This is a genomic window from Imperialibacter sp., assembly GCF_048007035.1.
GTDB lineage: Bacteria > Bacteroidota > Bacteroidia > Cytophagales > Cyclobacteriaceae > Imperialibacter.
In genome coordinates, this window is record NZ_CP180355.1 from 6,825,909 (window position 1) to 6,837,669 (window position 11,761).

Below are 11,761 nucleotides of genomic sequence, written 5' to 3' on the forward strand. Positions count from 1 at the left end.
CAATTTAATTGACAATACTTTGTTCCTTGCCTTAAATAACCCTCACTTTTTTATAGATTCGTTTTGGTAGCCACCAATCATTTTCGACCTCACACACCGCAAAACTCCATTGGAAAACCTGATCAAAGACGGAAAGCAGAGGTTTGTCAAAAAAGGCTGGAAGCCATTTGATTTTCAGGTTGATACCTGGCGGGCCTTTCTTGAGGAAAAGTCCGGTTTACTCAATGCACCTACCGGAAGTGGCAAAACCTATGCGCTTTGGGTACCCTGCCTGCTTGAGTACATGAGAGAACATCCCGCCGACTATAAGAAACCCAGAAAGAACGGCTTGAGAGTCCTTTGGATCACGCCACTGCGTGCACTGGCGAGAGATATTCAAATAGCCATGGAGGGCATGTGCACCGACTTCGAAATTCCCTGGGAAATCGGCATCCGAACAGGCGACACCAGCACCTCCGACAGAGCAAAGCAGAAAAGATCAGCCCCGGAATGCCTGGTCACCACACCCGAAAGTCTCCACTTACTTCTCAGCCAAAAAGAAGCGATCAATTATTTCAAATCGCTTACCACCATCATTGTTGACGAGTGGCACGAGCTTTTGGGAACCAAGCGGGGAGTTCAAATTGAACTGGCCTTTTCCAGGCTTCGGGCCACCAACCCGGGCAACCTCAAAATATGGGGCGTGTCGGCCACCATTGGCAACCTCGATCAGGCCCGGGAGGTGCTGCTGGGGCCAACACTATTCCCAGGCAGTGTCGCTATCAAAGCCAATATTCACAAAAAAATAGAAGTGATCTCCGTGCTGCCCGACGAGGCTGAGAAGTTCCCGTGGGGCGGGCACCTCGGTGTAAAAATGATGGATAAAGTACTCCCAATCATCGAAAAGAGCAAAACCACCCTACTTTTCACCAACACCCGCTCTCAAACAGAGATTTGGTACCAGCAGATTTTGCACGCAGCGCCTCACCTTTCTGGTGCCATGGCTATGCACCACGGCAGCATGGACAACAATGTGAGGAAATGGGTGGAAGAAGCCTTGCATGCAGGCAAACTGCAATTGGTAGTCTGCACCAGCAGCCTGGACCTTGGTGTCGACTTCAGGCCTGTAGATACCGTCATCCAGGTCGGAGGGCCCAAGGGTGTCGCTCGCTTCATGCAGAGAGCAGGCAGAAGTGGTCACCAGCCTGGCGCTACCAGTAAGATTTACTTTGTGCCTACCCATTCATTAGAGTTGATCGAAGGTGCCGCCCTTCGCTCAGCCATTGACAAAGACTACTACGAAAGCAGAAAACCGCTGGAAAAGTGCATGGATGTGCTGGTGCAATACCTGGTAACACTTGCGGTCGGCGAAGGCTTTATACCCGACATCATTCTCAACGAAGTAAAGCAAACCTATTGCTTTAGCGCCCTCAGCCAGGAAGAGTGGCAATGGGCATTACAATTTATTACCACTGGGGGCAGCAGCCTCGGTGAATATGATGAGTTTTCGAAGGTCGAAATAATTGAGGGAGTCTATCGGGTAACCGACTGGCGAAAGTCTACCATGCACAGGTTGTCCATCGGCACCATCGTTGGCGACCCCTCCCTCAGGGTGAAATACCTGACGGGTGGCAATATTGGCACCGTAGAAGAAAGCTTTGCCTCGAAGCTAACAAGAGGTGATGTATTCTGGTTTGCAGGCCGCAATCTTGAATTCATCATGATCAAAGACATGACGGTGCTCGTAAGAAAAGCGAAGAAAAAGCGTGGTCTGGTACCCCGCTGGGGCGGTGGAAGAATGCCCCTCTCCTCTCAACTGTCCATCCTCATCCGCCAAAAATTGGAGCAAGCCGCCCTTGGCGACTTCAGCGATATTGAACTGGAAACTATCCGGCCTATCATCGAATTGCAGCAACGGTGGTCGATAGTGCCTGACGCAGGCAAGCTCCTCATTGAGAAAGTAGAAAGCCGATTCGGACACCACCTTTTCATCTATCCTTTCGAAGGTAGGTTTGTACACGAGGTGCTCGGAGGTCTTGTCGCCTACAGAATCGGCAAACTTGCGCCAATATCGTTTTCAATAGCCATGAACGACTATGGCTTCGAATTACTAACCGACGAACCAATCCCCATCGAAGAAGCACTGGAGCTGGACCTTTTTTCCACCACCAACCTATTAGAAGACATTCACCACAGCATCAATGAGTCGGAAATGGCCCGTCGGCGGTTCCGGGATATTGCTTCCATCGCTGGCCTTGTTTTTCATGGCTTCCCTGGAAAAACGATCTCCAACAAACACTTGCAAGCTAACTCGCAGATCATCTACAAGGTTTTTGAGGACTACGACAAAGAAAACCTGCTTCTCAAGCAGGCAATGGATGAAGTAATCACCCTTCAAATGGAGCAAAGCAGACTGCTGGAAGCTGTAGACAGAATCAACTCACAGCAAATCACCCTGATGTACCCGCCCCGGCCAAGCCCCTTCGCCTTTCCCATCATGGTGGAGTCGCTGAGGGAAAGGCTCACTACCGAAAGCATTGAAGACAGGGTGATAAAATTACAGCAGCAGTTGGAGAAATTTGCCGACAGCCAGGGCTAGCAGATTGCTTATTTTTGTTCTACTTCCCTATATTTAAGCAAACATCATCACTCATTATGCGAATTCTTGTCTTTATTGCTCTTTTGCTTTGTTCCTACCTCCCTCAGGCACAGTCAATAACTGGCCAGTGGGTAACCATTGACGACAACACAGGCAAAAAGCGATCAATAGTGGAAATATATGAGAGCGAGGGAAAGTATTTCGGTAAAATCATTAAGCTTTTCAGGGAACCCGGTGAAGAACAAGACCCTGTGTGTGACGAATGTGAAGACTACCGAAAGGGCAAAAAAATAATAGGAATGAATATCATCACCGATATGAAAAAAGAGGGAAGTGAGTTGGAGGGTGGTGAAATTATGGATCCTGAAAATGGGAACATCTACAAATGTAAAATATGGAGAGAGGGCAATGAACTAAAAGTCAGAGGCTATCTCTACTTTCTCTATAGAACCCAAACGTGGCTGCCACAGGAATAAACATACGTGAAGGATTCATTGGAGTTCACCCTACTTGAACAATCGCTGGTACTTTCGATCCATAAATCCATCTTTTGGAAAGAGCAGGATTGCCTCATTGTCTCCGACCTTCATCTGGGCAAGGCGGGGCACTTCCGAAAAGCTGGCATCCCTATCTCATCCAAAGTTCACGTTGAGGACCTGGATAAGCTTGATCTTCTGCTGAACACGTATCAACCAAAGCGACTGGTCATGCTGGGAGACCTTTTTCATAGCGACAAAAACAATGAGTGGGAAGCATTCACCATCTGGCGAAATCAATATGAAGGGCTGGAGGTTACCCTTACAATGGGCAATCATGACATTATTGCAACCAGCAACTACAGGAAAATTAATGTTGATGCCGTAGATGAACTTACTTTGGGCCCCTTTTTTATGAGTCACCACCCGACTGAAAACAGCTTCGGGTACAACCTTGCCGGTCACCTCCACCCCGGCATAAGCCTGCAGGGAAAGGCAAGACAGGGCGTGCGCATCCCTTGTTTTTATTTTGGCCAGAAAGGGGCTCTGTTGCCAGCATTCGGTAATTTTACAGGGTACGTTGCCATTTCCCCTGGCAAACAAGACAAAGTTTTTGCTGTAACTCCCACTTCCATCATCACCATTCAATGAAAAGCATTAATTTACATTTTATAACTTTACAATTTCTTAATATAAACCTGGGGGGTTACTTGACCAGCTATTTCAGTATTAAAGCAAAAGCCGCCAATGAAAGATGACGAGATTCTTGCAAAAATAAGCAAGGGTGACGAGACGGCTCTGGACTACTTGTACAGGAAGTATTACAGGATGATGACGAAGATCGTCTTGTCCAACAATGGTACAGAGGAAGAGGCGAAGGATGTATTTCAGGAGGCTTTGATCGTTTTTTGGCAAAAGGCTGTGAGTGGAAATCTTGTGATGACCTCGAAAATCAGTACTTTTTTGTACAGCATCTGTCTCAATCAATGGAGAAAAGAGCTGGACAGGAAAAGTCGGCTTTCAAATGAAGAGAAAGATGGAGAGGAATTTCAGGAGCATGACGCAGAAGAAAAGGCACGTATTATCCAGGAATGCATTGGCGATCTTGGGGATATTTGCAAAAAGCTGCTAACTTATTATTATTTCGACGGTATGTCGATGAATGATATAGCAGAGAAACTTCAGTTTGCGAACACAGACACAGCAAAGACCAAAAAGTACAAATGCATGAAACGACTTGATCTGTTGATCAGAAGTAGGTATAAAGAAGAAGACTTTCTCGACTAAGAATGAGTAACACGGACTTTAAAGAACTTATTGAGCAGTACCTGACAGGAACCATCTCCGATGGCAACAAAGCTGTCCTGGAATCTAAACTTGCCTCAGATGTCTCGCTTAGAGCTGAAATGAAAACTCAGAGCGACATGGTTTCCGGTTTGAAAGAATTCCGTAAGGCCGAACTAAAGACCAGGCTGGACAATGTTCCGTTAGAAGTTGGCGTGTTGGGCACCCTTGGCCAATCTGCTGTGGTAAAAGTGGCGGCAACTGTAGGCACAGCCATCCTGCTAGTGGGAGGCATGTACTACTTTAGTGAAGACGCTACTAACCCTGCTCCTGAAATTGGGCAAATGAACCCAATCACTTCTTTCGAACAAGATAAAACTGCCCCTGACATAGCACTCAGAGAGCTTCCTTCCGTTGAAACGCCAGCCAAGCCAGTTGAACATAAGCAGCAACTCGCATCTGCTGCATCAACCTCCAAAGCAACAGCGGCTGAAGATATAGCGGACGTTGCGGTACCTGCCACCGAAGAAATTACTCCCACATTTGAAAAGCCAACAGTTGCTGAGTTTGAAACTGATGAGGAGTTTGAGGTTGAAGCAGTTGGCAAAGAAGATGCTCTGGCTGAAAGTGACCCTATTGAAATTAACAAGCCAATAGATATCGAGGTCAAATCTGAGGCTGGTAGCAGCAACAAGCTGCAATATCAATTCTACGAAGAAAGGCTGTACCTGTATGGCAACTTCGAGGAAATTCCTTACGAAATATTGGAGATCAATAGCAAGGATGGCAAACGGATTTACCTGTTCCATCAGGACGTTTACTACAAGCTAAGCTACCCAACCAAGAAGATCAGTACACTTGAAAAAGTTACCAACGAGGATCTTCTGAGCGAGTTGAAGATTTTCAGAGACAACAAGGCGCTTAATTAAAGCGCCTTTTTATTTCCCTTCCTGCCCTATAAGTAGCTGCAAATTACTATTTTTGGCTTTTCCCCGGTAAAGCTCAAATGGCTACATACGAGAAGAAAGTCAGAAAAAAGAAAAAACTAGGCAGCTACCCTTTCGTAAGCGTAGTATTCAGCATATCTCTTGCCTTGTTTGTCCTGGGCCTGTTCGGCGTCTTTTTCCTGCTAACAAACAACCTTACCCGTTTCATTCAGGACAATATTGAGGTGCAAGTTTACCTGAACAAAAACGTCACTGAATCAGAAAAAATACAGCTGCAGAAAACGCTCGCCGATAAAGACTATGTAGCCAAAAAAGAAGGGAGCCAGGTGGTTTTAATTTCCAAAGAAGAAGCTGCCAAAGAATTTATCAAAGAAACCGGCGAAGATTTCACCCAATTCATCGGAGACAACCCCCTCAGAGACTTGATTATCCTTAAGATAACTCCTGATTACCAGTCCACTGAAAAGCTCACGCAGATAAAAAGTGAATTGGAAAGTATAAGAGGAGTATTTGAGGTCGTTTATCTCGACAACCTCGTTGAAAGCATCAACAAAAACCTGACAAAGATCGGCCTGGTGCTCATTGGCTTCTCGGCTATCCTATTGCTGGTCGTTGTCATTCTGATTAACAATACCATTAAGCTGGCACTTTTCTCGCAGCGCTTCCTCATCAGAAGCATGCAACTGGTGGGTGCCACTGCCGGCTTTATTCAAAAGCCGTTTCTTATGAGAGCCACATTGTATGGCTTGCTGTCTGCAATTATTGCCGGTGCAGGTCTTTTTGTGCTTTTGAAATATGCCAATTCAAAAATCGAAAATCTGGCAGATTTGCAACGAACCGACGAGCTACTTATTCTTTTCGGCAGCCTGCTGCTGGTAGGTATGCTGGTGGGCTTCGGCAGCACTTACAGAGCTATCAACAAATATCTGAAAATGTCTTTGGACGAATTATATTGAAGAAATGAGCAACAAAGAAAAATTTCCATTCCAGAAGATAAACTATATCATCATGATTGCCGGGGTGTTAGTACTGTGCCTTGGATTTATCATCATGACACTCGATACTAAGCCGTATGGTTTCGGATTTGCCGGGCTAACGCTGGGCCCCCTTACCGTGCTCGCTGGCTTCATCATCGAATTTTTTGCGATTTTTTATCAGCCCAAAGAGAGTAAATGAACATATGGGAAGCCATTGTCCTTGGCATAGTTCAGGGACTGACCGAGTTTTTGCCGGTTAGCAGCAGCGGCCATATTGAAATCGGAACCGCCATCTTCGGCATTCAGTCTGAAGACAACCTCCTGTTCTCCATTGTTGTGCACGCTGCCACTGCGCTAAGCACGATCGTCATCTACAGAAAGGACATTCTGCAACTCATTGTAGAGCTATTTAAGTTTCAATGGAACGACTCCACCAAATTCGTTTTTCAAATAGCCTTATCCATCATTCCGGTAGGTATTGTGGGTGTTTTTTTTGAAGATCAGGTCGAATCTTTCTTTGGCGGACGAATCATGCTGGTGGGGTCTATGCTGATAATAACAGCTGCACTACTGGCATTCACCCACTTTAAAAGGAACAATGAGGGAGAACTAACTTTTCCCAAGGCATTCGTTATAGGTATCGCTCAGGCCATTGCTATCCTTCCTGGCATTTCAAGATCTGGCGCTACTATTTCCACCGGACTGCTGCTGGGTATCAAAAAAGATGTTGTGACCAGGTTCAGCTTCCTTATGGTGTTGGTACCAATCCTGGGGGCTGCTTTCCTTAAACTGCTTGATTTCTTGAAGACGCCAGAAATTGCCAGTCAGGTAAGTGCCACGGCCCTATCACTGGGCTTCCTGGCTGCATTTGTCTCAGGCATGGCGGCCTGCCAGTGGATGATTAGCATAGTAAGGAAGGGCAAACTCATCTACTTCGCTGTTTACTGCCTTATCGTAGGAATAATTGCCATATTTGTTAGCCTGTGAGAGGAAAGAAGCGCTACGACTTTGAGGCTGGAGAGACCATCGGCATAGATAAACCTAAGGAATGGACCTCTTTTGATGTGGTGAAGAAAGTTCGCAACACAATAAGGATAAAGAAAGTGGGCCATGCAGGAACGCTCGATCCTTTGGCGACGGGCCTGCTAATCATCTGCACGGGCAAAGCAACCAAAACCATCAATCAGATCCAGGAGCAAAGAAAGAAGTACACCTGCACGCTGGTGCTGGGCAAAACCACACCAAGCGTCGATTTGGAAACAGCTTTTGACAGGGAAACCGACACCCAACATCTGTCGGCAGACCAGGTGGCAGAAGTCCTTTACAGTTTTCAAGGCGCTATTCAACAGGTACCGCCGGTCTATTCCGCCATCAAGGTGGATGGGAAAAGGGCTTACGAAAGTGCCCGAAAAAATGAAACACTTGAACTGAAAGCACGTGAAGTAACTATTTACTCGCTGCAGGTATTGAATATGAACCTTCCCGAAGTGGAGTTTGTAGTGGAATGCTCAAAGGGCACCTATATCCGAAGTCTTGTGAGAGACATAGGTGAAAAGCTTGGTGTGGGTGCCTACATGTCGGCCCTTCGCAGGAACTCTATCGGTGATTATCAGGTTGAAGATGCCTTTACCATTGAGGAGTTCACCAGTATTTTTACATCAAAGCCAGGAAATGAAAGTAGTTGAGGGAATTGCAAGGCTTGATCATGATGGCTACATGGTTGTTACCGCCGGCACCTTCGATGGCTTGCATGTAGGACATAAGGCAATTTTGCAACAGGTGTGCGAACAAGCGAGGATCCACAATGGAAAATCAGTTGTTATCACCTTTTGGCCTCATCCAAAATTCATTTTGGGAGGCGCATCCACACTCAAACTTCTTTCGACCTGGAAAGAAAAAGAGGAGTTGTTTAGAAAATCGGGCATTGATTTTCTTGTGAAGATTCCATTTACTAAGGAATTCTCAGAGCTGAGCGGCGATGCCTTTATCAGACAAGTGCTGGTAGATGCGCTCGGCACCAAAAAACTCATCATTGGCTACGACCACAAGTTTGGAAAAAACCGTGAAGGAAGCTTCGAGTACCTGCAGGAAAATGCTTCTCAATACGGCTTTGAAGTCGAAGAAATACCCCGCCAGGACATTGACCATATTGGCATAAGCTCGACCAAGGTTCGCAAGGCGCTCATGGAAGGCAATATTGAACATGCCAACGAGTTTCTTGGTTATCACTATATGCTGGAAGGGGAAGTGGTGAAGGGCGACAAGATTGGGACAGGTTTGGGCTTCCCCACTGCCAATTTACACGTTGAAGAAAGTTTCAAACTGATCCCCGCCGACGGCATTTATGCGGTGACGGTTGATTTCAAAGGAAAGAGCTTTGGTGGGATGCTCTACATAGGCAACAGACCCACACTACAGGCGTCACCCAAAACTATTGAGGTAAATATTTTTAACTTTGATCAGTCAATATACGGAGAAAGAATCGGGGTGAACTTTGTGGCGCTTTTGAGAAAAGACCAACGGTTCGACAGTCTTGAGATGCTCAGGCACCAATTGGTCATCGACAGAGAGCAGGCGATTAACGTATTGAAACAGCTTAAATAATGCATTTATGATTAGCAAAGTTGTGAAAAATGCCGACGAGGCAGTGGCCGATATTCAGGACGGCTCTGTGTTAATGCTCGGAGGGTTCGGACTCTGTGGCATCCCCGAAAATTGCATCTCTGCTTTGCTTTCAAGCGGCGTGAAAAACCTTACGTGCATTTCGAACAATGCTGGTGTGGATGACTTCGGCATTGGCCTGCTGCTGAAAACCAGACAAGTAAAAAAAATGATTTCCTCCTATGTGGGAGAAAATGCAGAGTTTGAGCGGCAGCTGCTGAGCGGTGAGCTGGAGGTAGACCTGGTTCCTCAGGGTACGCTGGCCGAAAGAATAAGAGCAGGCGGCGCTGGCATCCCAGCCTTCTTCACCCCTGCCGGTTACGGCACCGAAGTGGCCGAGGGAAAGGAAGTAAGGGAATTCGATGGAAAAAAATATTTATTGGAAGCCTGGCTCAAAGCAGACTTTTCGCTGGTAAAAGCCTGGAAGGGAGATACCGCCGGGAACCTGATTTTTAAAGGGACGGCCAGGAATTTCAACCCGATGATGGCCACAGCTGGCCGGATCACCATTGCTGAAGTAGAAGAGCTGGTGCCTGCCGGCACACTCAACCCCAACGACATTCATACACCTGGCGTATTCGTTCAGCGAATATTCCAGGGTGTGAACTACGAAAAGCGCATTGAGCAAAGAACAGTTCGCCAGGCCTAATTGCAGCTATTTAAATATTCAACCAATGGGATTAGACAAAATAGCCATCGCCAAAAGAATAGCCCAGGAGGTAAAGGATGGCATGTACATCAATCTGGGCATAGGCATACCTACTCTGGTGGCCAACTACCTGCCTGACGGCATCGACGTGGTGCTGCAATCGGAAAATGGCCTGCTGGGCATAGGCCCCTTCCCTACCGAAGATGAAGTAGATGCTGACCTGATCAACGCCGGAAAGCAAACGGTGTCGATGATACCCGGCTCCTCGCTTTTCAGCTCAGCCGACAGCTTTGCCATGATCCGTGGGGGCCATATACATTTGACTATTTTGGGCGCCATGGAGGTATCGGAAAATGGTGACATCGCCAATTGGAAAATCCCTGGCAAGATGGTGAAAGGCATGGGTGGAGCGATGGACCTGGTGGCCTCTGCAGACAACATCATAGTGGCCATGCAACACAAAAGCAAAGACGGCCAATCGAAATTATTAAAGGAGTGTACATTACCTTTGACGGGCATTCGGTGCGTGAAGAAAATAGTGAGCGACCTCGCCGTGCTCGAAGTGCTACCGGAAGGCGGGTTCAAGCTGCTCGAAAGAGCCCCCGGCGTAAGTGTGGAAGAAATAAAAGCTTCCACAGCTGGCAAGCTTATTGTAGAAGGTGAGATTCCTGAAATGAGGATTAATTAAACACAACATAAATGAAAATTCTTAAAAGCTTTTGGATTGCAGGACTTCTTTTAGCCGTCGTTTCCTGTAAAAAAGATGATGACGATGGTGGTGGATTGCCTGTCTTTTTCTCTTTGCAAAATGATATTGACCTGGGCAAGCAGGTAAGTGATGAAATTGCTGCCAATCCTACGGAATATCCGGTTCTGGACGAAACAGAGTATGCTGAAGCGTACGCCTACCTTCAGGGTATAACAGACGAAATCCTGAACAGCGGCAAGGTCGAGTACAGAGATGAATTTGCATGGAAAATTCACATTATCCATGATGACGAAGTGCTCAATGCGTTTGCTACCCCTGGTGGTTATATTTATGTATACACAGGTTTGATCAAATACCTTGACCAGGAAGACGACTTGGCTGGTGTGATGGGTCATGAGCTTGCCCACGCCGACAGAAGGCACAGTATGCAGCAGATGCAGAAGGCATATGGTCTTCAACTGGTACTCAACGTTATCCTTGGCCAAAACCCTTCAAAGCTGGCAGAAATTGCTGGTGCTGTTGCCGGAAATGCAACCACCCTGGCATTTAGCCGTGACAACGAATCAGAGGCTGACGAGTATTCTGTCATTTACCTGGCTGAAGGCAAATATGCCTGCAACGGCGCTTACAGCTTTTTCCAAAAGCTGCTCGACAGCAATCAGGCGGGAAAAACGCCGAAATTCCTAAGCACACACCCGGATCCAGCATCAAGAGTGGAAGATATTAATGCCAAGGCAACTGAGCTCGGCTGCGACACCACTCCTCTTGCGCCGGCCTCTTACGAGGACTTTAAGAATAGTTTACCTGAATAATAAAGCATTAATGAACAAGTCAGAAATACGTTTTACAGTTGAAATGGACGAAAACCGTGTCCCGGAGAAGATAGTCTGGGATGCCGACGAAAAAGCGGGTGAAGAGCTCAGCGAAACCAATGCCATAGCGTTGGCCTTGTGGGATGCTGATCAAAAAAACACGCTCCGTATCGACTTGTGGACAAAAGATATGGAAGTGCCCGATATGAAACGTTTCTACATAGACTGCATCGGCGGCATGGCGCAGAGCGTGCTCAATGCCACCGGAGACGAGTTTATGTCGCAAGAAATGAATGCACTATGTGACAAACTGGTCACCTACCTGCAAAAAGAAGGGGAGCAATAAGCTCTCCTTCTTTTTTTGTGCAGAAACCTCGCCTGATCCGGCGTTTTCCACTTCTTTCCTTCCCTCCCATTTGACGCCTATGACCTACCCATCAGACCAACTGTGCAATGGTAGATGTTGCCTGGCAGCTCCATTTAATGCGGCACATCCAACGGAATAACGACCTCCAGTGTTTGATCCGGCAGCTTTTCGTGACAATTTTTAACAACTCCGTACCATTCAACCGGTGAAATAGCATTTTAAAAAATTACAATTTCACTATTCTAATGTGGGGTCTACTTTTACGACCTGATTACAAGCACTATCGGGCGTTGAATTTGGC

Annotated in this window: 14 protein-coding genes; all 14 read left to right on the top strand. The window is 46.7% G+C overall.

Annotated features, from left to right (window positions below):
- Window positions 1–109: 109 nt before the first annotated feature.
- Window positions 110–2,578 carry a ligase-associated DNA damage response DEXH box helicase gene (locus ACMVP2_RS28760; RefSeq protein ID WP_416866167.1) on the top strand — a complete coding sequence of 823 codons (2,469 nt, stop codon included), beginning with the start codon at window positions 110–112 and terminating at the stop codon, window positions 2,576–2,578.
- A 56-nt stretch (window positions 2,579–2,634) separates the two neighbouring features.
- Window positions 2,635–3,054, top strand: a complete 420-nt coding sequence (locus ACMVP2_RS28765; protein ID WP_416866168.1) for a DUF2147 domain-containing protein — start codon at window positions 2,635–2,637, stop codon at window positions 3,052–3,054.
- Window positions 3,055–3,060: 6 nt separating this feature from the next.
- Entirely contained in the window at window positions 3,061–3,705 is a 645-nt protein-coding gene (gene pdeM / locus ACMVP2_RS28770) for a ligase-associated DNA damage response endonuclease PdeM (protein ID WP_416866169.1), read from the top strand.
- 96 nt (window positions 3,706–3,801) lie between these two features.
- Window positions 3,802–4,341: a sigma-70 family RNA polymerase sigma factor gene (locus ACMVP2_RS28775; protein ID WP_339792657.1), complete on the top strand. Its 540-nt coding sequence runs from the start codon at window positions 3,802–3,804 to the stop codon at window positions 4,339–4,341.
- A gap of 2 nt (window positions 4,342–4,343) precedes the next feature.
- Window positions 4,344–5,267 carry a hypothetical protein gene (locus ACMVP2_RS28780; RefSeq protein ID WP_416866170.1) on the top strand — a complete coding sequence of 308 codons (924 nt, stop codon included), beginning with the start codon at window positions 4,344–4,346 and terminating at the stop codon, window positions 5,265–5,267.
- 77 nt (window positions 5,268–5,344) lie between these two features.
- The gene (locus ACMVP2_RS28785; protein ID WP_416866171.1) at window positions 5,345–6,241 is read left to right on the top strand and encodes a cell division protein FtsX; all 897 of its coding nucleotides are present in this window, start codon (window positions 5,345–5,347) and stop codon (window positions 6,239–6,241) included.
- 4 nt (window positions 6,242–6,245) lie between these two features.
- Window positions 6,246–6,461: a DUF3098 domain-containing protein gene (locus tag ACMVP2_RS28790; RefSeq protein WP_416866172.1), complete on the top strand. Its 216-nt coding sequence runs from the start codon at window positions 6,246–6,248 to the stop codon at window positions 6,459–6,461.
- The gene (locus ACMVP2_RS28795; protein ID WP_416866173.1) at window positions 6,458–7,249 is read left to right on the top strand and encodes an undecaprenyl-diphosphate phosphatase; all 792 of its coding nucleotides are present in this window, start codon (window positions 6,458–6,460) and stop codon (window positions 7,247–7,249) included. The genes ACMVP2_RS28790 and ACMVP2_RS28795 overlap by 4 nt, the downstream gene beginning before the upstream one ends.
- A complete protein-coding gene (gene truB, locus ACMVP2_RS28800) occupies window positions 7,246–7,947 on the top strand; it encodes a tRNA pseudouridine(55) synthase TruB (protein ID WP_416866174.1) in 702 nt (233 codons plus the stop codon). The genes ACMVP2_RS28795 and truB overlap by 4 nt, the downstream gene beginning before the upstream one ends.
- Window positions 7,934–8,866: a bifunctional riboflavin kinase/FAD synthetase gene (locus tag ACMVP2_RS28805; RefSeq protein ID WP_416866175.1), complete on the top strand. Its 933-nt coding sequence runs from the start codon at window positions 7,934–7,936 to the stop codon at window positions 8,864–8,866. Before truB ends, ACMVP2_RS28805 begins: the two co-directional genes overlap by 14 nt.
- Window positions 8,867–8,873: 7 nt before the next feature.
- Window positions 8,874–9,572 (top strand): CoA transferase subunit A, encoded by a 699-nt coding sequence (locus ACMVP2_RS28810; RefSeq protein WP_416866176.1) that lies wholly within the window; start codon window positions 8,874–8,876, stop codon window positions 9,570–9,572.
- Between the two features lie 25 nt (window positions 9,573–9,597).
- Window positions 9,598–10,260, top strand: coding sequence for a 3-oxoacid CoA-transferase subunit B (locus tag ACMVP2_RS28815; RefSeq protein ID WP_339792673.1), 663 nt, complete (start codon window positions 9,598–9,600; stop codon window positions 10,258–10,260).
- Window positions 10,261–10,271: 11 nt separating this feature from the next.
- Entirely contained in the window at window positions 10,272–11,093 is an 822-nt protein-coding gene (locus ACMVP2_RS28820; protein WP_339792675.1) for a M48 family metalloprotease, read from the top strand.
- Window positions 11,094–11,103: 10 nt separating this feature from the next.
- Window positions 11,104–11,439, top strand: a complete 336-nt coding sequence (gldC, locus tag ACMVP2_RS28825; protein WP_317492327.1) for a gliding motility protein GldC — start codon at window positions 11,104–11,106, stop codon at window positions 11,437–11,439.
- Window positions 11,440–11,761 lie beyond the last annotated feature (322 nt).